Here is a 25,146-nt window from a genome sequence, read left to right as displayed (position 1 = left end):
CGAAGACAACCATGGAAATACCAAATATCACAAGGCACCTGCAGGTACCGGTAGCGCCGGACCAGGCCTATACTAAATTCGTCTACGAAATCAATGAATGGTGGCCCAAAGCTTATACCTGGTCGGGGGAAAAACTGCTGAACCTCCGCATCCATCCGGCGGTAAACGGACTTTGCACTGAAACAGGCCCATATGAATTCAGGTGCGACTGGGGCCGGGTGATTTTCCTGACTGAAGGGGAAAGCATTGCCTTTTTATGGCAGATAGGGCCCGACAGGATGCCGGAGCCAGACCCGGACAAGGCCAGTGAAGTGTTCCTTCACTTTTTTAAGGAGAGTGATCAGAAGACAAGGATCGACTTCGGGCACCGGCATTTCGCGCGGCACGGTCAGAAAGGCGGATTGTACCGGGAAGCGATGAACAACCCCGAAGGATGGGATTTTATCCTAGACAAATTCGTTCAATACTGCTCAGCATAAAACGCCTTTCCACCGGGCCCGAACCGGCAGAAAGGCGTGACATCATCAATACTCGTCAGCACTTGGCCCGTAGCTGCCAGGGATTGGTATGTCCAAAAGACGAAGATATACGCCCAGTTGTGCCCTGTGGTGCACAATCTGGCTGTAGCACGTCCGGATAAATTCTGCTTTGGTCTGCTCAACCAAAACGGTATCTCCATCCCGCAGGGTCCATGTTCCTTCCAGGTCCTCAGGTGTTGCGGCTGTCAGTCGTTGTTTGGCGTCCGCCAGGGTGGTCTCGAAGTAATTCATCAACTCCGCCGCGTTTTTTACCACTACCGGCGAATACTCCCCCTTGGAAAAATCCAGCCCGGAAGTGTTCAGCGTCATCGTCACCCAACCCGGCAATTCTGCCACGTGGGTAGCCAGGCGCCCCAATGTCATACTTTTGGGATGCGGCTTCCAGTCATATTTATCTTCCGGTACACGCGAAAGCATCTTACGGGTGGTAGCGGCCTCCTGTTCCATTTCTTTTAACAGTGCTTGAATTTCAGACATGGTGGTTATATTTTGTTTTCTGAAAACAAAGTAAAAAACGCGGAGTGACAACCCTATGTCAGCAGCCTTAAAAAATATTTTTAATGGTGACATTAAACCGCTGCGCGAGGGCGATTACGCGGGCAGCGTCTGCCGGCCGCACTACCAGCAGGCAGCGGTCTTCCGGGGAAGCATCCATATGCACAAGCAGCCAGCCTAATGGCTGTAACTGCGCCTGCGCCTGTTCAAACAATGCCGCTTCCGGTAATGACGCGGGCAGATTAAAGTCTTCTCCGGTCAGCTCACTCAGGCATTCTTCCAGTTCAGCGGCGGCAGGATGCCGGCTGCAATACACCACCGGCACGGCCTTTTCCAGCACAGACAGAAACAAATCGTCTCCTTCTTCCTCTTCCATAAACTCCGGATGGAAAGCCGCAAACGACGACGGCGCGCTCCATGCCAGATACAGCGCCTGTGCAATAGTATCAAGGTCAGCGTCATCGGCATACACGCCTGGCGTCAACAGTGCTATCAGCTCACGGAGGTCCGCCAGCTCCTCTTCGGCGGAACGGTGCCGCAGCAATTCGGGAATTGCTATGGCACGGGCAATAGCAATATGCAGCTCTCGCAACAACGCAATGAGCGCTATTTCCAGGTGCTCATGACCGTCGGCAAGCAACTCATCACGGAAAAAAACCACCGGCTCACGACCGGTAAACACCAGGAACACCTCCACCGGATCTGAAGGGTAACGCACCTTCAGGGCGGTATCAAACTTCAAACGCGTGCCTTCCGGCAGTGAGGCCAGCAATGGGCTGTCCTCCACCAGAGACGCCACGATGTCTCCCTTTAATCCTCTTACCGGCAGATGGATATGCCTCCCTGGCTCCTCTTCAAGGGCCCTTACCAGTTTCTCCACGTATCTTGTCTGAAGAATATGTTCCGTCATACCACAAAAATAAAGGCATCTACATTAAAAAAACATATATCTTTGCGCCCTCATATATTTTGTTAACCTTAAAACTACCTAACCTAATGGAACGCAAACTTGCGTCTGTCGTTGTAATAGACGACCTACAGCCCATACCCGGCGCTGATCTGATAGAAGTAGCCACTGTAAAAGGATGGAAACTGGTTGTTAAAAAACAGGAATTCCGCATTGGCGATCATGCAGTGTACTGTGAGATCGATTCTTTCCTGCCCGAAAAAGAGGATTTTGAATTTCTGCGTAAAAGCTCCTTCCGCACCATGGCCGGCATCCCTGGCTTCAGATTGAAAACTATGCGCTTGCGCGGACAGATCTCTCAAGGCCTGCTGATGCCTGTAACTGTACTAAACGGTTACGCATACACGCTGGGAGAAGATGTATCTGCCAGACTGGGCATCGTGAAGTACGAACCACCGATGCCCGCATCCCTGGCGGGCGTAGCCAAAGGCAACTTTCCTTCCTTTATCCCGAAAACGGATGAAGAACGCATTCAGAACCTCAGCGCGGAATATGAAGCGTACAAAAATGAAACCTTCTATGTAACGGAAAAACTGGATGGCTCTTCTGCCACCTTCTACTTCCGGGATGGTGAATTTGGCGTATGCTCCCGTAACCTCGACCTGCTGGAAACAACGGACAACACTTTCTGGAAAATAGCCCACCGGCTGCATCTGCCGGCCAGGCTGGCAGCACTGGACAAAAACATGGGATTACAGGGAGAACTGATCGGTGAAGGGATACAGGGAAATCCTTATGGCATCAAAGGTCAGACTGTTCGTTTTTTCAATGCGTTTGATATCGATGCTTATACTTATCTGCCCCTGCCTGCTTTTCGGGAGATAATCAGGCTAATGGGACTGGAACATGTGCCTATACTGGACACGGCTTTCACACTGCCGGACACGGTCGACGAACTCCTGTTGGCCGCCGAAGGCACTTCCGCTTTAAGCCCGGCCGGTAAATATGTGGAACGCGAAGGCCTGGTGATCCGTTCTGCGGATAAACGTATATCCTTTAAAGTGATATCCAACAAATTTCTGTTGAATGACAAATAGACAGGTGGTGCTGTAGAGAGATCACAGCGCCACATTGATGCCCCCGAAATAAGTACGGCCCGGCGCCGGATTATAATACCGCTCTCCCACTGCGTTCAGGTCATTACCCAAACTGTAAGACTGGTTCAACAAATTATCCGCCCCTGCCTGTACACTGATTTTACATTTTCCGGAGATGGGCAACTGCCACGCCGCCTTGCACTGCATCAGGTGATACCCGCGTGCATAGGCGCTGTTGGCGTCGTTCAACGGAATGGTGCTGGTATAATTATGCGCCACATACAAATAAACCGCCTTCGGTAAATACACTGTCAGCCCCGATACAACAACGGTACGTGGCACCCCGGTCAGCCGGTTACCCGAAAAGTCCTTGCCGCTGCTTACATAGTCCCTGAAATAAAAATCACTCCAGGTATAGCTGCCGCGTAGTTCCAGTCCGCGCACTAAACCACGCACGCGCGGCTGCATCAGTTGCAGCATGCCTTCCACCTCTACGCCTGTCTGGTTTACGCCGCCGGCATTGACGAAAAACTCCGCCCCGTTGTCCCGCAGCTTACGCACGATAGCGTCCTGCATGCGGTAATGGAAGCCCGTCACATCCAGCGAATAGCGGCGTGACACCGGCAGCAGCCGCAGCCCTGCTTCATAGTTCCAGCCGGTCTCCGGCCGTAAAGCGGTATTGATAATATTATCGGACGCCCTTACTTCAGCTGTTGCCGGTGGCGAATATCCCCTGCTGACAGTCACCCTGCCGGTGAGTTGCTCATTGACCAGGTAAGACAATGACAAACGCGGCATCACCTGCGGCGTAAAGGCCACTTTCGTATTGCCGTCGCGGTTATAGGTGTAATGATAGTAGTTCATACTGGCGGCGGCCTCCATTGTCCAGCGTTTTAGCTGTGCATGGAAGCGCGAGAAATAGAAATACTGTCCGGCCGTGAGTTTGTCCGCTACCTGTACAGCGCCGCGGGTGCCCTGGTTGTTGTTGTAGTTGATGATATCAGAAACGGTCCGTTGCCATTCAATACCGGCCTGCCATCTCCATTGAAACAACGATGATGCAGGTTTATTGGTCCATGACAGATAGGTGCGGAAACCGAAAGTATTTTCATCACGTGCTTCGTAGTTGGTGATAAACGGGTTCTCAAAGTGCGTATTGGCGCCGAACACGGCGATCACGTGCTGCCAGCGGGGGCTGAACTGTGCTTCATGCACCAGTCCGCCCTGCGCGGTGCGGTTGTAGATACCGGCTTTTTGCGTGACAGCTCCCGGCAAAGTCGGCGTGGCCGGACGAGCGGCACGCGGGTCCTTGTCCAGCTGCGCCAGTGTCAAACCGCCAGGCGTACGGTACCCCAGACCGGAATAAAAGCCTAGCATCTTCAGCACGTAGCCCGGCTTATATTCCCACCGTTGCCCCAGCTGCGTATAGGAGCGGTGCATAGCGGTATTCTGCCGGTAGCCGTCGGCCTGCTGATAACCCTGGAACAGCTGAAAGCCGTAGTTCCCCAGTTGTTGCCGGTAACCGGCCGTGGCGTGAAATAGACCGTAACTGCCGCCTTGTACAGCTGCCTGTAACCGGGTGCTGTCTGTTGCCTGTGGCAGCACGTCCAGCCGGACCACGCCGCCGGAGTTGGCCCCAAACAGACTGCCATCGGGGCCTTTCAGCACTTCGGCGCTCGTCAGCACCGCCGGGTCGAGCAGATTGAGATAGGTATTTCCACCTGCATCTGTCAGGGGGATTTCATCCATATATATTTTTACGTTGCGTATGCCGAAGGGAGAGCGCAGCAGGCTGCCGCGGATAGACAGCCGGTAGCTGCCGGGAGAGCGCTCCTCCATCCGCACGCCGGCCACACTGTTGAACGCCGGCACCATAGAGGCGCCCTGTTGCAGCGCCAGCTGTTGCGGAGACAGCACACTAACGGCTGTGGGCATACGCAATAACGGTTCTTTCGACAAATAGGATTTCACCACCACTTCCGGCAGACGGTGCAGGGTGTCCTGCTGCGCGGCCAGCGGCAACGCAAATGCCAGTGATATGGTGGCCATTAAAGGAGCTTTCATTCGGTTGATTTGTCTGTTAGAGCAGCAGGATATCTATGCGGTGCGCCTGTACCATCTGTTTGGTGACAGACCAGGAGAAGATGGTAAAGTAACCGTCCTGGGAGGCTACCAGCGCAATGGCATCGGGCTGGTCGTGCACAAACTGGGCGGCCGACAGGTGCCGGGTACCACCAATGGCGGAAGGATGCACGTAGGCCGGAGTGCCACCCAGCACAGGTTCCATCATCAGCACTTTTTCCACCGGGGAAGAGTAACTGGCACGGGTGATCTTGGCGCCAAAGGCCAGCAGCTCATGATGCTGATTGATAATGGTAGCGCCATCCACGGCGGTAAGGCCGCTGATATTTTCCACCTCCCGGCGCAGCGCGTTCTGCCAGAAAATTTCGCTGACGGTGGAACTCTCCTGGCGTATCAGGTCGGCCACGCCTGCAAAAGCCGGCGATATCGGATATTGTAACGGTTGTACGATAGATTCTTTCCAGGAAGAGTTTTTGTCCGGCACCACCAGCAGGATGCCTCCCCGCTTATGCGCCCGCATGGACACCGCGATCTGTATGAGCACGTTTTCAGGGTTGTTCCAGAGAGAAGAGGAATCAATACCCAGGAGTGATCTTAACAGCGCCGGGCTGCACATCGGGTAACCGGAATTTTCGTCCACCACTTTTATCTGGTCACCTTTGAGCATGGCCACGTTGGTGAACTTGCCAAGCCCCATGATACGCCGGTGTTTGACCACCAGCAATCCCGGCTCGGACACGTCCAGCACAAAACAGAAATTAGGTAGTTTGATGGTGGTGCCCCAGATACACAGCTCATCGCCGTTATACCACACCCCCACATGGATACCGGCCCTCTCCACGCCGGGCGCCAGTTTGGTGAGCACCTGCGGCGTGAGAGGCAGCGGCTGTTCAAACAGCAACGGCTTGCCTGCCTGCTCGGGGCTCACAAATGCCAGCGACATGCGGGTGGCATTGCCTTCTTCCCGCCGCAGGCTGGCCCAGAAAGCCACGTCGATGATTTTCTCCACCACGCGCGCCGAAGGGGCCGTCGCCAGATTCTCGACGCCCTCTTCCTTCGCGGTTTCAAGATGTTTGATAAAATGCGATTCTATAATGTCGGCTACTGCTGATGCTGCCTGATATGTCGATTCTGTTGTCAGTGCCATGCCCTTTCTCTTTAATTTCAGGCATAAATATACGCAAAGCCTGCCTATTCGGAACGGAGGCTCTTCACCGGGTTGGCCATAGCTGCTTTAATGGACTGAAAACTGATGGTTGCCAGCGTGACCGTCAGCGCCGCTACTGCGGCGTATAGGAACACGGCCGGTCCCAGCGTGATACGGTAGTCGTACTGCGACAGCCAGCGCTCCAGCGAATATAAAGCGATGGGTGAAGCGATCAGGCAACTCAACAATACCAGGACGATGAAGTCTTTGGACAACAGGAACCACACCTGCGCGACCGATGCGCCCAACACTTTGCGCACGCCAATTTCCTTTGTACGCTGCTCTGCCATATAAGCGGCCAATCCCAGCAGGCCCAGACAGGATATCATGATGGCCAGCATGGCGAAGATACCAGATAACCTGCCGGTAAGCATCTCCTGGTGAAACTTGCTGTTATAAGCATCGTCCGCAAATTCATATACATAGGGGAATGCAGGGTTATGCCGGGTAAAGATGGCCTCCAGCTGCTCCACCGCGTGATGCGGCGTCACGCCGGGCGCCAGCTGGTACAGCAAATAGCCATTATTGTCGTTAGATTTCGTAAATAACATTGGCTCGGCCCGCTGGAAAGGATTCGACATCAAAGCATTCTGCACCACGCCTATTATTCTTAACCGCTTATCGTCCCATTTAATTTCACTTGTCAGCGGATCTTTCAACCGCAACCGCTTTACCGCCGCTTCATTCAGGATCACATTGAGCGTGTCGGACAATCCAGGCCTGAAATCCCGGCCACGCAGCAACTTCATGCCCATGGTATTGATATAGTCGTCGCCGGCCTGCACCACTCCCATCTCCAATGTTTCTCCGGGCAACTTACCGGGAAAATCATCGAGATCACTGTGCCAGTTGATGTCTGCCGGCGGACAGGAAGCGGTGCTCACATGGCTCACCAGCCCGCTCTGCAGCAGGTCCTGTTTTAAAGCATCATTGGTTTTCTCCATGTCCTGCGTTAGCTGGGAAGACATCAGGCGGTTTGTTTCAAACCCTGTAGGCCTGTCTTTGGCATATTTCATCTGACGATAGATGACCAGGGTGCTGATCACCAATACCACTGAACAGCTGAATTGCACTACCACCAGCGCCCTGCGGGACCATGTAGCGGAGGCGCCTGTTTTAATGGTGCCTTTCAGCGTTTTGACCGGGTTGAATGAAGACAGGTAAAATGCCGGTTTCAGACCGGCCGCAATACCAGTCACCGTCACGCACACCAATGTAATCATCCAGAAACGGATATCGGTAAAGGGTATATGAATTTCCGCGCCGGTCATCTTATTAAAGAAAGGCAACGCCACTGCCACCATCACCAGGCTGCACAACAGGGCTATAAAAGTCAGGGTCAATGATTCCGCCAGAAACTGCACCACCAGGTGCAGGCGCCTGGAACCAACGGCCTTACGGATACCTACCTCCCGCGCACGTTTCTCAGACCGTGCAGTGGTGAGGTTCACGAAATTGATACAGGCTATCAGCAACACCAATATGCCGATGCTGCTGAAAATCCGGATGTAGTCGATAAAACCGCCGGATTCCTTGCCATTCTCATAATTACCGAAGAGATGCCAACGGTCCATCCGTTGCAAAATCACAATGGATCTCTCCGCATTGGTATTTCCTTTCTCTCTTTTCTCCAGAAACGCAATTTTCGATGCGAGTTGCGCCAGGTTAACTTTCGGTCTGACCTTCACGAATAGCTGAAAAGCATTGCCGCTGAAAGTACCGGATTTACGGTTGCCCATCACAAAGCTGTTGGTCTTGTCCAGGAAACTGAAAGGATAGAGGTATTTAAAACGAAAAGAAGAAGTAGACGGCAGATCTTTCAGAATGCCGGTTACCGCCAGGTCGTGCCGATTATCTATGCGTACCAGCTTACCCATCGGGTTCTCGTTTCCAAACAAGGCCCTGGCAGCGGATTCAGTCAACACGATGGAAAAAGGGTTTTTAAACACAGAGGCGGCATCGCCCTGTAAGAGACGGAACTGAAAAGCCTTCAGAAAGTCGTCCTGTACCCCGCCACCGTTCAGTACTACTTTGCGCTCACCCGCTTTCAGCGCGTGATTGCCCAGCCAGTCGGTCTCGCATACATACTCCATTTCCGGGATCTCATTCCGCAGTACATCTGCCAGCTTCAGCGAAACTGTTGTGAAAGTGAGCGTGTCACCGTTACTGTCGAAGTTGCGCTGCACCCTGTATAAACGCTCATGGTCCGGCATAAACCGGTCGTACGAATATTCATGCACCACCCACAACGCAATCACCATTGCAACGGCCATACCGGCCGCCAGCCCGAAAATGTTAATGGCACTATAGCCCTTGTTGTTGAGGAGGTTGCGCCAGGCAACCAGGAAGTAGTTCTTGATCATGTCGGTGACAATCTAATAAAAATGCCAAACTGGTGATCTCTTTAAACCAATATTTTTTATATATAGATAAATAAAATATGTTCGGTTTTGATACAGGGGATGTTCGCTTATGCAGCATCGTTTTTAATTCGCCGATGATCATACCAGGCCAGCGTTACAGGGAAACAGGGAGTAATGCCATCCTCGTTTTCCGTAAGGGGCCGCGCAAAAAAAGAGGCCGGCCCTCTTGGCCAGCCTCGTGTTTATGGCTCTCTTCTTTGGGGGGATGTATCAATACGTAAAGAAATACTGTTGCAGGGTTTTCTTGTCTTTTGTCTGCGTAAGGCCCAACATCAGCAGGATGCGGGCTTTCTGTGAGCTGAGGTCATCGGCCACAAAGGTGCCCAGTTTGGCGTCGTCTGTTTCGTCGTACAGCGTTACACGGCCAGACACCACTCGGGAACCGCGGCATACCGCCACGCCCTTGGCCACTGCGCGTGTCACCGCTTCCATATTGGCCTTATTGAGATTACCATTGCCCAGCCCGGAGACAACGATGCCATCCACGCCGGAAGCCACATAAGCATCGATAGCGGTAGAAGGCGCGTCGGCATAGAGTTCTGCCACGGCCACATTAGGCAGTTTATCCAAACCGGTAATATCAAAAGGCGTGTTTTTATTGGCCTTGCGCAGATCATGCATATAGAACACCACCTTACCATCGTATACCTGTCCTAGCGGACCGGCGTTCGGCGATTTGAACGCGTCCACATGGGTGGTGCTGACCTTCTCCACGCCACGACCGTCAAAAATATTTTCACTGAAAACCACCATCACGCCACGGCCCTGGGAATTGGGGCTGGCGGCGACAGTCACCGCGTCATAGAGGTTTTTGGGACCGTCAGCGCTGATGGCCGTCGCCGGGCGCATAGAGCCCGTCAGCACAACAGGATGATCGTAGCGGCAGGTGAGACTGAGGAAATATGCTGTTTCCTCCTGCGTATCGGTACCATGTGTGATCACCACACCATCGGCTTCATTGTTTTTAAAGATTTCATTGATCCGTTTGTTGAGCTTAATCCAGATATCTACCGTCATGTCCTGGCTGCCCACATTGGAAATCTGTTCACCTGTAATTTCCGCCACCTTGTCAATGCCCGGTACTGCATCTATCAGGTCTTTGATAGGCAGTGAACCTGCTTTGTAGGCCGCGCGGTCTGCTGACGCGCCTTTCCCGGCAATGGTACCGCCGGTGGCCAGGATTTTGACACGGGGAAGTTTTTGCGCGAAGACCGCGAAACAAATCATCAGCGAACAGATAACACATAACAGTTTTTTCATACAACCGCTTTTTAATGTTGGGGGAAGATTATTTTTTCAAAGTTCCGTTACTTTTCCATACGCTGGCGTATTCCCGCATAATTTCAGTGATACGTTTACCAATAACGGAGTAAGACGCGGTAGGCAGATTGGCCAGCGATACACGCACGGACCACTCAGGACCATCGAACCCGCCGCCATTCAGCAATACCACGCCGGTCTTTTCCGCCAGCCGGAACAGGATGTCCACCGGTTCAAAATGTTGTTGTAACCATTTAAAGAATTTATCACCATATACTTTTTCCGCCCACACCTGTATATCTATTTCAGAATAGTAACCTGCATTCAGCGGGTCTTTCACCAATGGTATCTCCAGCTCGTCCCACAAGAGTTTCAGGCGTTTCTGCACCAGCACCTGTGTGAGTGTTTTGTATTTGTTCTTAGTGTCCAGCAGGGCAAAGGCGGCAAACAGCATCATCTGTGTCTGCTGCGGCAACGACAGGCCCGCTGTATGGTTCAAGGCCACCTGGCGGCTGTCGGCCACCATACGGTCAATGAACTTCAGCCGCTGCGGGTCCAGCGTAATGCTGCCGTAACGTTTGTTGAGCGCCTTCGCAGCCGGCGCCGGAAGCCGCCGGATATTGTCATCGAACATATTTTTCTGGTGTATAGCGATCACGCCTAAACGCCATCCGGTACAACCGAAATATTTGGAGAAGGAATACACCCCGATCGTATTGTAGGGAATGGCCGCCATCAGGGATTTGAAGCCGGGCACAAAAGTACCGTACACATCGTCTGTCACCACCATCAAACCGGGATTGTCTTTCTTTACGATCTTAATGATCTTCTTCAGCGAATCCGGATGGATGGCCGAAGAAGGCGGGTTGCTGGGATTCACGGCAAACAATATACGAATGGAGGGGTCTTTCAATTTCTCCAGTTCGCTGTCGGGGTACTGCCAGGTATGACGCCCGTCTTTGTTCATGGTGTTGGACTTGATTTCCACCACATCAAAACTGTAGCGTTCCAGTTCCGGTATTTCGATGTAGGGCGTAAACACCGGCACCATCAGGGCCACCTTGTCCCCTTTTTTGATCAGGAAGTTCTGCATCAGCGAATCGAAGATGTAGCACATGGCAGCTGTACCGCCTTCCACCGCAAAGAGATCATATTTGCCGGCAGGCGGTTCGTTATTGCACATCTCCTGGATAATATAGTCGTGCACGATAGGTTCCATGTGCGACAGCATCCTGTCGGGCTCCGGGTATTGATCACCGATCACACTTTCAGCCAGTTCATGCACCCAGGCGTCGGCGTCGTAGCCATGTTGCTTGAGGCCATATTTATAGACCTTCTGCAGCAGGTCTATTCCAGGCGCCGTCTTATTGATCGACAGAAATTTTTCAAATCTTTTGGCGATGCCTTTTTTATCAGGAATACCGGCCAGTCCCTCTGCATTGTCCATCACCCTTCTGCATTCCTCGATGCCAAAAAGGCCGAGTGTAAAGAAGGCTTCGCGCGGCGTAGTGGCCACCCAGTTGGGGTTGCCTCTGCCGGCGTTCAGCATCACGGTGGCGGCTTTGCGGCTTTCGTCCTGTGCAAGACTAATGAGATTGTCTTTTAACTGGAAAGGACTCAGGCTTTCCAGCAAGTGTTCCCGCTTTCTGCTGGTTTTAATTTTTGTCAGGGCCATACGGTAAATATTTTTGGGAGATAGCTAATATGGGTTTCATCGCATCAACATGACTATCACAACACCCCAGATGATCAGGAGGGTATTGCCCACCGCGTAAGTAACAGTATAGCCAAGGGCTGGCGTTTTACTGTCCACCGCATCCTGAATGGCCCCCAGCGCGGCGGTGGTGGTACGCGCGCCGGCAGTGCAGCCCAGTATCAATGCGGGGTGGAATTTAAAAATATACTTGCCCATCAACACTCCTGCCAGCAGTGGTAAGGTAGTAGCGACAGCGCCCACCAGGAAAAGGCTGACGCCCACCTGTTTGAAGCCATCCACAAAACCGGGGCCGGCGGTGATGCCAACTACAGCTATAAACATATTCAGTCCCACATTGTTCATCACCCATAACGCAGGTGCAGGAATGCGGCCAAAAGTAGGATGCTGCGAGCGGAGCCAGCCGAACACCAGGCCTATGATCAGGGCGCCGCCGCTGGTACTCAGACTGATAGGCACGCCTCCAATACGGACGGTCAGCACTCCTATCAACCCGCCAATAACAATACCCAGCCCTACGAAGGTCATATCTGTTTTCTCCGTAGGCCTGTCGGCGTAGCCGATCTCCTGGACAGCTTTATCTACCTCTTTTTTAAGCCCCACCAGCTCCAGTACGTCTCCTCTTTCCAGCACGGTATCAGGCATGACGGGCACTTCGATATCAGCCGCTTTGATACTGCGGATAAAGATGCCATGCATATAAGGTTGCGCCCTCAGCTCACTGACTTTCATACCGGCAATATTTTTCTTTGCCACCAGTACCTGTAAGGCTTCCGCCGGGAAGTGCAGCAGTTCAGCGTCCTGTATCTCCGGCCCTATCAGGCCTCTTTCTCCCATCAGGTCTTCACGGCGGCCACTTAAAACAATCTTATCACCTTTATGGATGACCACGCCGGGAGCGGCATCAACCAGCTTATTTTGTTGCCGGAGCCGTTCCACAAACAAACGGACATGTTCTTCCGCCAGATGGGCTTCCAGCTGCTGCACCGTTTTCCCGTCGCCAAACCAGTCGGCCGTAACTGTATAAGCACGGAAAGCCACTACCCTGTCGGCGGGGATCATGCCAGGCTGGGAACTCTCATCACCGGCCCCCATGGAGGCTTCCAGCTCCTTGCAGGCTTTCCGGACTTTGTCCAGCCCGCCCAGCATGGCAGGCGCCAGGCTGGCCAGCACCCACGCCGAACCGGCTGTCCCGAAGATATAGGTCACCGCGTAACAAACAGGTATGGCATTGTTGTAATCCGCTTTCTGTGCAGCCGTCAACGGTAGTCCGTTGATGGTGTCCCCTGCTACGCCGATCACGGCGGAGATAGTCTGTGAACCGGCCAGCAGCCCTGCCGCCTGTCCCATGTTATATCCCATGAAACGCGCGCAGAGCCAGGGAAAAATGAGGCATGTCAATAACATCAGCACCGCAAACCCCATCTGCGGCAGTCCTGTTTTTTTCAGTCCCCGGAAAAACTGCGGACCCACACTATAACCCACCGCAAACAAAAACATCAGGAAAAACACGGACTTCACCGTAGATGAAATATCGATCTTCAGTTGACCTACCAGCACGCCCACCAGCAATACGGCCGTAACAGTACCCAGACTGAATGTTTTAATTTTAAGAGGGCCAATAGCAAAGCCCAGTGCGATAGTGAGAAAGATAGCCAGTTCAGGGTATTGCTGCAATACATGAGTAATCCACTGCATAAATGGTCATTTTCGTTCGGGAATAACGCTGTTATAGCACTTAAACAAGGGCTGCTTTGTTTTTGTTCAATGACCACGAAATGAATAAGATAGTAGTTAATGCTGATAGTCAGGCAACAGTTCCGCCACATTACTAACGGCCTCGCACCCAACATCGATAAGCGATGCACAGATCTCGTGCGCCACAATCTTCCCTCTTAGCAGGATGTCCTGCAACGAAGCCGGCAGGACATCCTTCCTGCCTTTTGCCACCGCAGCCAGCGCCAGGCCGATATCATGCGGCTCATAAAAAACATCGAGGTCCAAATTCACAAAGCCTCCTTCCGCCATGAAAGCAGGCGGGTGATCAAAGTTCGAACTTCTTCTAAACACAGCAGCATAGTCCCATTGATCATCCGGCACATCTTTCATTAACAGCTCCGTTGATGTGACCACCAGCTTCAATTGCGCTAAAAACAAGTACTGGTCTACAGGTTGTATTAACGAACGGACGAGTTCCGTAAATGCCGGCAATGGCACAGGAGGAATATCAATTGATGTATCCCGTCTGAATCTGAATGGAAAAAAATGTTGCCACAGTACCACGACAATCATCGTTATACCCATAATAAGGCACAGCCAAAAGTTAAGCTCAAAATGTTTCAAATGGTATAGGAGACGTTCCATTCCTCAAAGATTAGAAAAAACAACGGAAACATCTTCTTGTTTTACCAACTCTCATGTGATGGATATTTAAATCCCAACATGATAAGCGGGCTTAATACCTGATATGGTGGCGCTACTTTTGTGCAAAAATCGAAGAGACGGCCGAGGGCGTCTTCCTCTATCACTGATTCATTTGATGAATTACTGCCATCCCTAAAGTATATGGCAACAGGCAACACGATGCTAAAGTTCCTCTTAGCATAGAGTTTGGGGGCTATCTTCGCCCAATCTGCTTCCATCAGTATTTGTTCGCATGCCTGAAAGCCACTACGAAGACTATCTGATTCTTTTTCGGGGAAATAACGTACAGACTTCTTTCCATCAGCGACTGTATACACAATCGTCAATTGAGTGGCTTTAGCCGCTCGTCGGATTGAACGGGGAACACGTGCATTCTTTGAGATCTTAACCATTAATGGTTTATAAAGGCTGTCTTCCTGTGCTTCCCCTGCAAATGGAAGCATGACCAGTAATAACAGTGATAGCAGGGTAGTAAGTTTGTACATATGCTACAACATTTAAAGCCGGGTAACCTCGTCTGTTTTGCGATGTTCGTTTCTACGGAAATTCACAAACACAGGATCACAAACCCTGTAAGGCAGCGCAAGCGATGTCATATAACCGAAAAGCCTGCGAAGCACCGCCATCTCCTGTTTAACGGTTACCGGCGGATCATTCTCAAACCGGACAACAAAAGGCACCACAACACTGAAATCCCCCTTCACACTAAGGGAGGGAAATATTTTTGCCCAATCCGTCTGCATCAATACCCGTACAGGCGGCGAGAAATATTCATAAATACTGTCGGGGACCTCTCCGGGGATATAGCGGACCGTTTTCTCGCCATGGGACACCTCACACACCAGGGCGAGTTCGAACGGCCGACCATTCTGCTGAAACGTCGTTGAAAAACGCGGCGCCTGGCGAATAGCCTTTTGAAATTCAATGTATGCCGCACTATCAGTTTGCGCTTTTCCGGCAAAGGGCATCATCACAAAAAGCAGGAGAAAGCACCAGGGCTGCTTAAGCATATTCCATAACGTAGTAGGCTGAAACATGGGTGCTATCTGATTTGTTTAAAAAAGTTTACAAATACTATGTCTGATATCTGATAGGGAGGGTCTACCTTGTCCGTGAAATCAAAAAGCTTTCCGATAACCGCTTGCTCTTCCTCCTTTGTCATACCAGGACCATTGAGAAACCGGAAGACCATCGGTATCACGATACTGAAATTGTCTGCTGTTTTTAGCGCCGGATATATATCCTGCCATTTTGTTCTTTTAAGTACCCGTTCACATTCACTCAAATCGCGGGAAACGCTGTTGAGTACCTCATCCGGAAAATAACGTACCGTCTTCTTCCCGTTTGAAAAAGTATACACCATCGTCAGTTCAAACGGCTGTCCATATTCCAGGTAACCAAGAGACATACGTGGAGCGCGACTTATATCCCGCACAAATATTTTGTACGCAGCGCTGTCGAGCTGAGCTCTTCCTGCAAATGGCATCATGACAAAAACAAAGAAAAGAAACAGGGTAACAGGGGGCTGTTTAGACATATGCTACAATATTCGAGGTGAAAAGGCAAAGTACTCTGGCAGGAAGTTACTACATTGTACTGAGATAGTTTTGCCGTGAAAGCACTTTCATTCCGGGGTTCTTTTGGGCCATTTGCAGCAAGGAAACAGAAACAGGCGTCATGCACCGGGGTTGACCAGAGGATAACGCCTGTTTATGAATTATTCATGTAAAAACAGCGGGTTATTGCTGCATCACCTTGTCGAGATAGATAATGAAAGTGCCTGACACCTTTACTTTTTTAGCGCCGCAAAGGTCCGGGTTGTACATTGGTATGCGGCCGCTATTGGCAAGTCCCTCTTTTATGCAGGCATCGGACTGTTGATCTGGCCCGTAAGCCGCATTATACCTGAATTGTCCTCTTAGCTTCAACAGGTTAGCGGTATCCTTTACTTCTGTTAAAGTCAGGTAAACCTTGCTGTTGGCCGCATTGACGTCGGTATCATAGTAGAGGAAATAAGACTGGCCGGCGTATTGGGTTTGACTGTTGCCGCTTTTAACCGTCACTGAACCGGTGGCGGTTCCGGTCTGTTCAGCACCGGCTTGCAGGTCCAGCTTCATCAGGCCGGTGGTAGCTTCCGTTTTCATACTACCATTGCCGTCAGGTATAAAACCACCCACGCCAAACCCCTCGAGGGAAGTTTTGGTAAACTTCAGCAGGGCCACTTCCACGTCTCTGCCCCGGGCTTCAATTTTCTGGTTAACCTCCCCTTCTATGGAAACGGAGATACTGTTCAGGTCAGCAGGATCGGCATCTTTTGACGTCTCTTTGTCTGATTTGCTGCACGCGGCCATCGTACAGGCCAATAGCGGTAGATAGATTTTTCTGTAAAACATGGTGCGCAAAAATAAGATTCTTTTTTTACCCCGCCAACCAGCCCAATGATAATCATAATATAACCTTCCCCGTATTTTAATTTGTCTTGTCCGATCCTATTTTTGATGGTCAGAAACAGTGCACCCGATATGACTATGCTACTTAACAAAGCTGAACTTGCGGCATTCGACAGTATCTACAGCCAGTACCACCAGGCTGTGTTCCTGAATATCTGTAAGCTGGTACCCCAGCAGGAAGTGGCCGAAGATATCCTGCAGGAGGTATTCCTGGCGCTATGGAACAACCGCCGCAAGCTGGAACTGACCAACGATGTAGCACGCTGGCTGTTTGTCGTAAGCTATAACAAATCCATCCAATACCTGAAAAACGCCGCTAAAGAAAAGACCATACTGGCTACCCACCCCGAACAGGCGGTATCAACAGACGACGACAACTTTGCGGCCATGAAGGAGATGCAGCTCCACCTGATCAGCGATGCCATCGAACAACTGTCGCCCAGGAAAAAAATGATCTTCCGCCTTTGCCGCCTGGAAGGCAAGTCGCTCCAGGAAGCGGCTTCCATCCTTGGCATCTCCCACCATACGGCTAAGGAATACCTGAAAGCATCTTCCTCTTTTATTAAAACGTATATCGCTACACAGCAGGCATCCTTACCTGTAGCGGGTTTGATCCTACTGGGCACCTATCTCCATTATTAATGCCTGTTAGTTAATAATTTGGTAACATACTCCCCTCCCCCCTCTTTCCCCTTTGTTGAGTTTTTATAGATGAACACATGGAACAGTTCTATTTACTATTGGAGAAATTCAAAAAAGGGCAGGCCAGCGCCGCAGACATCGCTCAACTGGAAGCCTGGATACAGCAAGGCGCAGACGAACCAGTGAAAGCGGCCATGCTGAATGCCTATCTGCAAAGCATTGCTGACCGGCAACAGGTGCTGCCTCCGGAAAAAACCGCCGCCATGCTGGACCGGCTACATGCCGCCATAGCAGCGGAAGCGGTGACTACAGCACGGAAACGGCCACGGAGAGCGATATTGCTTCCCTTGTCTGTTGCAGCCTCGGTATTGATCGTGGTGGGCGCGGTGTATCTGAAATACCAGTTGAACACTGACAACAGAAAAGCAGTGAAGGCTTCTATGGCCAGCCATCAGGTCCGCAACAATGGTAACGATATCAAATCGCTCGCGCTGGCCGATGGGTCTGTCATACACCTGTCGCCCAACAGCATGCTGAGCTGGAAAGATACCGTACAAACGTTGCGCAGGCTGACCTTACAGGGGAAAGCAGACTTTATCGTGCACGCAGATACGAAAAGGCCATTTATCGTGGAAGCTGCCGGCATCACTGTCACTGCCCTCGGCACCACTTTTACCATCAACACGCAGACTGCCAACAAGGTGGCGGTAAAATTATCAGCCGGGAAAGTACGAATACATACAACAGACAATAACGAGGATGTTTGCCTGCTACCGGGAGAAGAGTATGCCATCAATACCATCACCCGGTCATTTGACATCAAAAAGTCCGGCAGCAGCGGCAAAGCACCTGGCAGCATAGCTCCGGATGTCAACAACGTCGTGCTTTCCTTCAATAACGAACCGCTGGACCAGACCATACGTACCCTGGGAACATATTTTAACACAACAGTATGTTTCCGGCAGGAAGATGTCAGCGCCTTATATTTCACCGGGAAAGTGCTGAAGAAAGACTCCCTGAAAAACATCCTGGCAGCCATATGCGCCATGAACCAGCTGGAGCTCAGGACAGAAGGAGATAGCATCATTATCAGCAAATAAAAAAACAAACAGGCCGCTTTATCTATCTGACACATGCTGCAGCATGTGCAGGGCCACTCATTTGTAAAAAATCATACAAATACATTGTCATATGATCAGACTTTTAAGAAGGTACTCCCGTATTCTTTTATTGCTGCTATGTGCCGTGCACACCTATGCACAGGAAGCCGGCAAGCCCGTGCTGGTGAAAGGAAGTGTGGTAAGTGAAAACGGCGAGCCGCTCATCGGTGTGTCCATTACCGTTAGGCAACGGAACGGTAAGGAAACCTACAACGCCTCAACCAACGAACGTGGCGTATTTCAGTTGCAGGGCCTTAAAGCCGGTTCGCAGTACGATTTCGCATTTAGCTTCATCGGTTATGAAAACAACCGGGTAGATGGCTTCATCGTTAAAGCAGGAGATGGCAACCTGCTGTTGGTACGGATGAAAGAATCCAGTCACGGCCTGAACGAGCTGGTGGTAGTAGGCTATGGCAGTCGTACCAGGAAAGAGCTGACCGGCGCAGTGGCTTCCGTCCGCTCAGCCGATCTGATGCAGCAGCCGGTCACCTCCTTTGACCAGGCCCTCGCCGGAAAAATGGCCGGCATACAGGTGATGCAGACCAACGGCGCTCCGGGAGGCAACGTGTCTATCCGTGTTCGTGGCGTAGGTTCCATCAGTGCAGGTAACAATCCGCTGTTTGTCATCGACGGCATGCCCGTTACCAACGATACCCGCAACGCCTCGCCCGGGCCTAACAGCTACCAGCAACCTGCCAACCCGCTGGCGTCTATCAATATCAATGACATCGCTTCCATTGACGTGCTGAAAGATGCTGCGTCAGCAGCCATCTATGGCTCCAGAGGCTCTACCGGCGTGGTGCTTATCCGCACCAAAAAAGGAACGGCCGGCAAACTGACCGTCAATTATGACGTCAACTATGGTCTTCAGAACGTCAACAAACATGTGGACGTACTAAACGCCTACGACTATGCCAAACTGGTATACGACGGCCACAATAACGCCTACCTGGACGCAGTGCCCGGTGGCAAACCCACAGACCCAAACAGCGTGCGCCCGAAAAACCCGTCTACCTGGGTGCCTCCACAGGTACTTCCCTATCTTGCCGGCGAGAAAGGGCTCACCAACACCGACTGGCAGAAGGAGATCTTCCGGCAGGCGCCCATGCAGAGCCATACCGTGAGCATCTATGGCGGCAGCGAAAACCTGTCCTATTACTTTTCCGGTAACTATCTCAACCAGGACGGTATCGTTATCAACAACAACTACAAACGTTACTCCAGCAGGTTCAGGATTGACGGCGGCAGCAAACGGTTTCGTTTTGGCGTAAACATGAACCCCTCCTTTACAGACAACCACCTCGTTAACGCCGAAGGTCCGTGGTTTGCGCCCAATTCCGGCGTAGTGGCCCTGGCGCTGGGATATGCGCCCATCTTCCCGGTACATAACCCCGACGGCACCTTCGCCGATTCTGTCAATGTATGGGGATATGGACAAACCAACCAGCTGAATCCCGTAGCCGTAGCTTCCCTGATCAAAGACCGCATGAAAAATTTCCGCCTGATGGCCAATGCCTATATGGAATACGAAATCCTCAGCGGCCTGAAATACAAAATCTCCGCCGGCGCAGACATCAATACTTTCCGCCGGGATTACTACCGCCCGTCTACCCTGCCCATTCCGTCAGGCACGCTGCCTTCCGTGGCGACAGGCTTTTCTAACACCGACCAATACACGAACTGGCTGATTGAACATACCGTGTCTTACGCAAAAAGCTTCGGAAAACATAAAATAGACGCGCTGGCAGGCTTTACCGCCCAGAAAGAAAACCAGGAACACAATACCCTCACCGCCATCAATTTCCCGACAGACATCGTCACTACGCTCAATGCCGGCCAGATCAACGCCGGCGCCTCTTCTCAGGAACAGTGGAGCCTGAACTCCTGGCTGGCAAGGGTACAATACAGTTACGGTGACAAATACTTCCTTACCGGTTCAGTGAGAAGGGATGGTTCTTCCCGCTTCGGCATCAACAAAAAATGGGCGTCTTTCCCTGCTATCTCCGCAGCATGGCAGGTATCCAACGAACCGTTTTTTAAAAACATCAATGCCATCAGTTCCCTGAAAATCAGGAGCAGCTACGGTCTTACCGGCAACTTCCAGATACCCAACTATGGCTCGCTGGCACAGCTGGCCAACTACAACGGCACCAACGCCACCAACAGCAATTATATCTTCGGCAATCAGACGCTGGTGAACGGCGTTTCAGTAGTAACGCCCGCCAATCCTGACCTCACCTGGGAAAGCACCGCCAGCTTCGATGCCGGCGTGGAAATAGGATTCTTTAAGGACGCCCTGAACCTGACCGTTGACTACTACAATTCCAATACCACCAAACTGCTGCTGAACCTGCCGGTGCCTGGCATCTCCGGTTTCAGTACTTATTTGCAGAACATCGGCGCACTGAACAACCGCGGCGTGGAGATCACCTTATCCTACAATAAAAAACTGGGTAAAGACTGGTCACTGGAAGGCAACGCCAACATCGCCTTCAACAAAAACAAAGTCACCCGCCTTGGCCCCTCCGGTGCACCTATCATCGCTACCGGCGGTACCGGCAACGCCTACTTCATCACTAAAATCGGAGAAACGATCGGTTCCTACTATCTGTACGTTACCGATGGCATCTACCGCGACAAAGCCGACCTGGACGGTTCCGCCAAAACCAGCAACCCTACCTATGTAGGCGACCTGAAATTCAAAGACATCAATAACGATGGTAAAATAGACGCCAACGACAGGGCCATTGTCGGCAGCTTTCAGCCTAAGTACATTTTTGGTTTCAGCAATACCGTGCGCTACAAACAGCTCGACTTCAGCTTCTCCATACAGGGCAGCCAGGGTAATAAAATCCTGAACCTCTTCCGGCGCTATATCGCCAACGTAGAAGGCAATTTCAACAACCTCAGCTTCGTAAAAGACCATTATGTTTCTCCGGACAATATCGGTAACGGCTATATCAACAGGCCTAACCGCCTCGCTACCGGCGGCAACGGCATCACCTCTTCCTGGCATGTGGAAGACGGTTCTTTCGTGAGGGTACGGAACATAGCGCTGGGATACAACTTTCCGGCTACCTTGCTGAGCCGCATACACCTCTCTGCCGCGAGGATATACGGCGCCGTACAGAACCCGTTCACCTTCACCAAGTACTCCCTGTTCAACCCGGAGATCAGCAACCGTACCGACAATGCCCTGACCGCCGGAGAAGACTACGGCTCCTACCCGCTTGCACGTACATATTCTCTTGGCCTTAACATCACCTTTTAACGAACCATCATGAAAAAGCAACTATTATATTTACCGGCACTTTTTTTCCTGTTAAGCTCCTGTGGCAAAGACTTTCTGAACCTGACACCGCCATCGGCCATCTCTCCCGGCAAGTTCTTCAAAACGCAGGACGACGCCATTACCGCCGTCAACGGCTGTTATGAGTCGCTGGCACTGAGCAGTCAATACGGCAACACCTTCCAGGTGTTAATGGAAGCCAGGGCCGACAACTTCACCGACCAGGACCCATCCTCCAATGCCGGCCAGAACTACCAGATCAACCGGTATTCCGACAACCCCGGCAATACCAACTTCTACAACACCTGGGTTGGCGTATACAATGGTATCTTTCGCTGTAACACCTTGCTGGGCAACATCGACGGTATCAAAATGGACGAGACGTTGAAAAACCGTATCAAAGCAGAAGCGAGGTTTATCCGTGCCCTGGATTACTTTAACCTGGTGCGGCTCTGGGGAGGCGTACCGGTATTGACCACTGTCGTAGATCCTATCAGTGCCGTCAACCAGAAAAGAGATGATGTAGCCACTGCTTACAAGTTGATAGAAGACGATCTTACTTTTGCCGCCGCCAACCTGCCGGCCACCTATCCAGCCAATGACCTGGGACGCATTACCGCCGGCGCCGCCAAAGGCCTGTTGGGGAAAGTATATCTCTACGAAAAAAAATACGGTAACGCACAAACGGTATTACAGGATGTCATTGACTCCAAAGTGTTTTCCCTGCTGCCTGCCGTAGCAGATGTGTTTAACACCGGTAATAAATACAATGCGGAAATCGTCTTCGCGGTCCGTTACGCCAAAGGTGTAGCTAACCAGGACCATGGCTTCTGGTACGCCAATTCACAGGTGATCACCGTAGACACCACGCTGACAAAAGCCTACGACGCCAACGACCTGCGTAAGCCGCTCGTAGACCCGGTAAAACCTACCGGTAACGCCAATATCATGCCTCGCAAGTTCCTCGATCAGCCGGTCAATGGTAATGCCGGCAATGACTTTCCGGTGCTGCGTTTTGCGGACATACTGCTGTTACAGGCAGAGGTATTGAATGAACTCGGATACGCAGCCACTGGCAACGCCTTTACCTATCTTAACAATGTGCGTACCCGTGCCGGTCTCGCTGCGCTTACCGCTGCCGATCTGCCGGACCAGGCCAGTTTCCGCGCAGAAGTGTATAAACAGCGCCGGCTGGAGCTGCCTTTTGAATGCGACCGCTGGTTTGATCTGGTACGGACTAACAGGGCTATTTCAGAAGTGCTTGCGAATAAAAAGGTGAGTCTGCCGGCGTTCCGGTTGTTGTACCCGATACCGCAGCAGGAGGTGGATATTATGGGATTTGCGCAGAATCCGGGGTATTAGAGCGTGGGGTTTAAAAGGAAAGGCCTTAGTGATGGTTACTAAGGCATTTCCTTTCAACCGTTTAACTCCTATTTAAAATCAAACTTCAATAGGAATACGTTCTCTCAGAATAAAATCTTCAGCGATAATGAAAGATTTATTCAAAAATAAAACTTTAGGCCGTTGAAACCCTCTTGTGTATGTAGAACCATCCCACAACATTGGAGGTGATATATTTGTCTGCGAGCAACTGATGCCTTCCCGCTCGAGACATTCAGCATAAATATTCATTAATTTTTGAGGGCCATTTGCAAACAGGCCGAATGGAGGAAGAAAGTCTTTCGCATCTAACAATGCTATGTTCAAATATGTATCCAATGGAAGTAATTCCTCGTAGACATCCCTATGAGCCCGGTACAGCTCCCAAAAAAGTCTGTACTGATCTCTTTTGGCTTTGTTAAAGAACAGGGACGATTGAAAATCATTGTACTTCCATAATAGTGGATGCTCATCCAATAAAGCAATGTCTGAAAAGATGGTATCCTGCAATTTAATTTCCCTGAATTGGATCAAATCCAGTAATATTCTTTCCGGCTTAACATCTTCATCATCAAAAGTGACATTCAAGTTCAAAAAAGGTTGTTCACCATGAACATTCAGTGTTGCAACTCTGATATCTATCTCCTCAGGGTCAAAGTTTTTTCGAATGTAGAAAATGTATTCTTCTAGTAACATAGTAAAAATTTACATCTTATGATTTTAGCCAGGGTAAAAATCTGTTATTCCTAGGAAATTCATTCCCCGTTGGAATACGAGCTCCTTTGTTGGGCATTTTATTACCTTGAGGATCTTTCTTTTGATTCATGTGTGGTGTAGGAAGGCCATGATGGTCAGCTCCAGGGGTTCCATCTTTAGTCCCTCCATCGAATCTCTTCTGCGTATCAAATCTATTAGGATTTCGGGGATTTTCCTTCCATTCCTCATACTTATAAATATTTCCGTCCTTGTCTCTAAGAAATGTAGTGTGGTTAGCACCTGCATCTTTATTTGGCTCAAGCTTATTAGTATTTCTATTTGTTTTTTCATCGTCTTCGGGTTTATTCTGTTGAGGTGTGGATCCTGCTGACTGGTCTTGAGTACCTGTCGAAGCACCTTCGTTCGAAGTCTTTCCATCCTTTGCTTCTATCAGCCGAGACTGTTGCATGGGCGAATAAGGCCCAAACGGAGAGCCAGGCGTATAATTAATCCCTCCTAAATCGGCGACCTTTAACTTATCTATTGCTTTGGTTACGACTACTGTGATACCCACTGCAGCTCCTAAAGCCCCTAGGGCCTCACCAACTGCCGGCAATCCAAGGATCAAACATGCCGGGCATTTACCGTCAGGATCACTATATCGAATCGGGTTGTTATAGGAAAATTGATATGGCGTCAACATTTCCTGACTACCCTCTTCTACCCAAGGATCTATCTGTAAAAACCTACCAATCTGCTGATCATAAGTTCTAGCATTGAAGTCATATAGTTCTAATCCTGAACGGTCTGAGAACTCTTTTGACTGCAGCTCATTTCCGTTATAACCTGTCCTATTCTCCGGATAATTTGCACCTTTTAACACACTATAACTAATCCCCGCCATCGTCAACCCAAATGGATAATAATGCGTCTCTTCCAGTACCGGGCCACTGGCTTGCGCCACTAATAGGTTATCAAAGAACACTTCCTGCGCACTTTCGTTGCTGGTATAAACATACAAAAATCCGCTCTTTTTCATCACCATTTTATCTTGTGAGAGCGTTTGCAACTGATCCGGCTCTGCCTTCACCTGCTTCACGCCGCTGTTTTCTTCCACCATTTTAAACTGGTCATCAAACAGAACATAATTGAGGTAGGCTTTGGGCTTACCAGGTTGCTGGTCAGGATTTTTTTCTTTCAGCTGACGATAGTCGTTATTATAAAAATTAGCGTTAAATGGCGTACTGTTTACAGGTGCTGCGCTACCATGTGTGGCATCAGCTGCAGCGGAGCCTCCAAAGGCAGCGATGAGGTCCGCTACCATGTTTTCCGCCGGTACAACAGGGCTATTCTTGTTAACAGGACCGTTGGATTTATAAAA

Annotated in this window: 21 protein-coding genes; 6 read left to right on the top strand and 15 right to left on the bottom strand. The window is 50.7% G+C overall.

Annotated elements, in window-relative coordinates:
• Positions 1-11 precede the first annotated feature (11 nt).
• Positions 12-479 carry an ATPase gene (locus ACTJJS_RS33355; RefSeq protein ID WP_168873476.1) on the top strand — a complete coding sequence of 156 codons (468 nt, stop codon included), beginning with the start codon at positions 12-14 and terminating at the stop codon, positions 477-479.
• Between the two features lie 45 nt (positions 480-524).
• Here the strand turns inward: ACTJJS_RS33355 and ACTJJS_RS33350 are convergent, their stop codons facing one another.
• Positions 525-1,016 (bottom strand): DinB family protein, encoded by a 492-nt coding sequence (locus ACTJJS_RS33350; protein WP_440668363.1) that lies wholly within the window; start codon positions 1,014-1,016, stop codon positions 525-527.
• Positions 1,017-1,083: 67 nt separating this feature from the next.
• A complete protein-coding gene (locus ACTJJS_RS33345) occupies positions 1,084-1,944 on the bottom strand; it encodes a DUF6630 family protein (protein WP_440668361.1) in 861 nt (286 codons plus the stop codon).
• An 86-nt stretch (positions 1,945-2,030) separates the two neighbouring features.
• On the opposite strand from ACTJJS_RS33345, the gene ACTJJS_RS33340 reads away from it, so the two are divergent.
• Positions 2,031-3,038: an RNA ligase (ATP) gene (locus ACTJJS_RS33340; RefSeq protein ID WP_440668359.1), complete on the top strand. Its 1,008-nt coding sequence runs from the start codon at positions 2,031-2,033 to the stop codon at positions 3,036-3,038.
• A gap of 21 nt (positions 3,039-3,059) precedes the next feature.
• On the opposite strand, the gene ACTJJS_RS33335 is transcribed toward ACTJJS_RS33340, so the two are convergent.
• From ACTJJS_RS33335 to ACTJJS_RS33285, 11 genes are all read right to left on the bottom strand, one after another.
• Positions 3,060-5,102, bottom strand: coding sequence for a TonB-dependent receptor (locus tag ACTJJS_RS33335; protein ID WP_440668358.1), 2,043 nt, complete (start codon positions 5,100-5,102; stop codon positions 3,060-3,062).
• Positions 5,103-5,118: 16 nt separating this feature from the next.
• Positions 5,119-6,267 (bottom strand): putative sensor domain DACNV-containing protein, encoded by a 1,149-nt coding sequence (locus ACTJJS_RS33330; protein WP_211092737.1) that lies wholly within the window; start codon positions 6,265-6,267, stop codon positions 5,119-5,121.
• Positions 6,268-6,311: 44 nt separating this feature from the next.
• The gene (locus tag ACTJJS_RS33325; protein WP_440668356.1) at positions 6,312-8,690 is read right to left on the bottom strand and encodes an ABC transporter permease; all 2,379 of its coding nucleotides are present in this window, start codon (positions 8,688-8,690) and stop codon (positions 6,312-6,314) included.
• A 270-nt stretch (positions 8,691-8,960) separates the two neighbouring features.
• Positions 8,961-10,010: a type II asparaginase gene (locus tag ACTJJS_RS33320; protein WP_440668354.1), complete on the bottom strand. Its 1,050-nt coding sequence runs from the start codon at positions 10,008-10,010 to the stop codon at positions 8,961-8,963.
• A 28-nt stretch (positions 10,011-10,038) separates the two neighbouring features.
• Entirely contained in the window at positions 10,039-11,685 is a 1,647-nt protein-coding gene (aspD, locus tag ACTJJS_RS33315; RefSeq protein ID WP_440668352.1) for an aspartate 4-decarboxylase, read from the bottom strand.
• 36 nt (positions 11,686-11,721) lie between these two features.
• On the bottom strand, positions 11,722-13,422 hold the full coding sequence (aspT, locus tag ACTJJS_RS33310; protein ID WP_440668350.1) for an aspartate-alanine antiporter: 1,701 nt from the start codon (positions 13,420-13,422) through the stop codon (positions 11,722-11,724).
• 96 nt (positions 13,423-13,518) lie between these two features.
• The gene (locus tag ACTJJS_RS33305; RefSeq protein WP_440668348.1) at positions 13,519-14,088 is read right to left on the bottom strand and encodes a hypothetical protein; all 570 of its coding nucleotides are present in this window, start codon (positions 14,086-14,088) and stop codon (positions 13,519-13,521) included.
• Positions 14,089-14,129: 41 nt separating this feature from the next.
• Positions 14,130-14,633 carry a hypothetical protein gene (locus ACTJJS_RS33300; RefSeq protein ID WP_440668346.1) on the bottom strand — a complete coding sequence of 168 codons (504 nt, stop codon included), beginning with the start codon at positions 14,631-14,633 and terminating at the stop codon, positions 14,130-14,132.
• Positions 14,634-14,645: 12 nt separating this feature from the next.
• A complete protein-coding gene (locus ACTJJS_RS33295; protein ID WP_440668344.1) occupies positions 14,646-15,185 on the bottom strand; it encodes a hypothetical protein in 540 nt (179 codons plus the stop codon).
• A gap of 5 nt (positions 15,186-15,190) precedes the next feature.
• Positions 15,191-15,685 carry a hypothetical protein gene (locus tag ACTJJS_RS33290; RefSeq protein ID WP_440668342.1) on the bottom strand — a complete coding sequence of 165 codons (495 nt, stop codon included), beginning with the start codon at positions 15,683-15,685 and terminating at the stop codon, positions 15,191-15,193.
• 202 nt (positions 15,686-15,887) lie between these two features.
• The gene (locus ACTJJS_RS33285; RefSeq protein ID WP_440668340.1) at positions 15,888-16,541 is read right to left on the bottom strand and encodes a hypothetical protein; all 654 of its coding nucleotides are present in this window, start codon (positions 16,539-16,541) and stop codon (positions 15,888-15,890) included.
• 129 nt (positions 16,542-16,670) lie between these two features.
• On the opposite strand from ACTJJS_RS33285, the gene ACTJJS_RS33280 reads away from it, so the two are divergent.
• The 4 genes from ACTJJS_RS33280 to ACTJJS_RS33265 all read left to right on the top strand — a co-directional run bounded on the left by ACTJJS_RS33280 (position 16,671) and on the right by ACTJJS_RS33265 (position 23,051).
• Positions 16,671-17,240, top strand: a complete 570-nt coding sequence (locus ACTJJS_RS33280) for an RNA polymerase sigma factor (protein ID WP_440668338.1) — start codon at positions 16,671-16,673, stop codon at positions 17,238-17,240.
• A gap of 77 nt (positions 17,241-17,317) precedes the next feature.
• Positions 17,318-18,340, top strand: coding sequence for a FecR family protein (locus tag ACTJJS_RS33275; protein ID WP_440668337.1), 1,023 nt, complete (start codon positions 17,318-17,320; stop codon positions 18,338-18,340).
• Between the two features lie 91 nt (positions 18,341-18,431).
• A complete protein-coding gene (locus ACTJJS_RS33270) occupies positions 18,432-21,671 on the top strand; it encodes a SusC/RagA family TonB-linked outer membrane protein (RefSeq protein WP_440668335.1) in 3,240 nt (1,079 codons plus the stop codon).
• Between the two features lie 9 nt (positions 21,672-21,680).
• Complete coding sequence (locus ACTJJS_RS33265) at positions 21,681-23,051, top strand: RagB/SusD family nutrient uptake outer membrane protein (protein ID WP_440668333.1); 1,371 nt, start codon at positions 21,681-21,683, stop codon at positions 23,049-23,051.
• Between the two features lie 78 nt (positions 23,052-23,129).
• On the opposite strand, the gene ACTJJS_RS33260 is transcribed toward ACTJJS_RS33265, so the two are convergent.
• The gene (locus ACTJJS_RS33260) at positions 23,130-23,765 is read right to left on the bottom strand and encodes a hypothetical protein (RefSeq protein WP_440668331.1); all 636 of its coding nucleotides are present in this window, start codon (positions 23,763-23,765) and stop codon (positions 23,130-23,132) included.
• Positions 23,766-23,781: 16 nt separating this feature from the next.
• A partial coding sequence (locus ACTJJS_RS33255; RefSeq protein WP_440668329.1) for an RHS repeat-associated core domain-containing protein occupies positions 23,782-25,146 on the bottom strand: 1,365 nt, incomplete at its 5' end.

The organism is Chitinophaga sp. 22308 (assembly GCF_052045305.1).
In the GTDB taxonomy this organism is placed as follows: Bacteria; Bacteroidota; Bacteroidia; order Chitinophagales; family Chitinophagaceae; genus Chitinophaga; species Chitinophaga varians_A.
Note: the sequence above shows the minus strand (reverse complement) of the source record. Positions and strands in the feature narration are given on the sequence as shown.

Coding starts and splice junctions, on each gene's coding strand:
- ACTJJS_RS33355 (WP_168873476.1), top strand. CDS start 12: ATGGAAATACCAAATATCACAAGGCACCTGCAGGTACCGGTAGCGCCG.
- ACTJJS_RS33350 (WP_440668363.1), bottom strand. CDS start 1,016: ATGTCTGAAATTCAAGCACTGTTAAAAGAAATGGAACAGGAGGCCGCT.
- ACTJJS_RS33345 (WP_440668361.1), bottom strand. CDS start 1,944: ATGACGGAACATATTCTTCAGACAAGATACGTGGAGAAACTGGTAAGG.
- ACTJJS_RS33340 (WP_440668359.1), top strand. CDS start 2,031: ATGGAACGCAAACTTGCGTCTGTCGTTGTAATAGACGACCTACAGCCC.
- ACTJJS_RS33335 (WP_440668358.1), bottom strand. CDS start 5,102: ATGAAAGCTCCTTTAATGGCCACCATATCACTGGCATTTGCGTTGCCG.
- ACTJJS_RS33330 (WP_211092737.1), bottom strand. CDS start 6,267: ATGGCACTGACAACAGAATCGACATATCAGGCAGCATCAGCAGTAGCC.
- ACTJJS_RS33325 (WP_440668356.1), bottom strand. CDS start 8,690: ATGATCAAGAACTACTTCCTGGTTGCCTGGCGCAACCTCCTCAACAAC.
- ACTJJS_RS33320 (WP_440668354.1), bottom strand. CDS start 10,010: ATGAAAAAACTGTTATGTGTTATCTGTTCGCTGATGATTTGTTTCGCG.
- aspD (WP_440668352.1), bottom strand. CDS start 11,685: ATGGCCCTGACAAAAATTAAAACCAGCAGAAAGCGGGAACACTTGCTG.
- aspT (WP_440668350.1), bottom strand. CDS start 13,422: ATGCAGTGGATTACTCATGTATTGCAGCAATACCCTGAACTGGCTATC.
- ACTJJS_RS33305 (WP_440668348.1), bottom strand. CDS start 14,088: ATGGAACGTCTCCTATACCATTTGAAACATTTTGAGCTTAACTTTTGG.
- ACTJJS_RS33300 (WP_440668346.1), bottom strand. CDS start 14,633: ATGTACAAACTTACTACCCTGCTATCACTGTTATTACTGGTCATGCTT.
- ACTJJS_RS33295 (WP_440668344.1), bottom strand. CDS start 15,185: ATGTTTCAGCCTACTACGTTATGGAATATGCTTAAGCAGCCCTGGTGC.
- ACTJJS_RS33290 (WP_440668342.1), bottom strand. CDS start 15,685: ATGTCTAAACAGCCCCCTGTTACCCTGTTTCTTTTCTTTGTTTTTGTC.
- ACTJJS_RS33285 (WP_440668340.1), bottom strand. CDS start 16,541: ATGTTTTACAGAAAAATCTATCTACCGCTATTGGCCTGTACGATGGCC.
- ACTJJS_RS33280 (WP_440668338.1), top strand. CDS start 16,671: ATGACTATGCTACTTAACAAAGCTGAACTTGCGGCATTCGACAGTATC.
- ACTJJS_RS33275 (WP_440668337.1), top strand. CDS start 17,318: ATGGAACAGTTCTATTTACTATTGGAGAAATTCAAAAAAGGGCAGGCC.
- ACTJJS_RS33270 (WP_440668335.1), top strand. CDS start 18,432: ATGATCAGACTTTTAAGAAGGTACTCCCGTATTCTTTTATTGCTGCTA.
- ACTJJS_RS33265 (WP_440668333.1), top strand. CDS start 21,681: ATGAAAAAGCAACTATTATATTTACCGGCACTTTTTTTCCTGTTAAGC.
- ACTJJS_RS33260 (WP_440668331.1), bottom strand. CDS start 23,765: ATGTTACTAGAAGAATACATTTTCTACATTCGAAAAAACTTTGACCCT.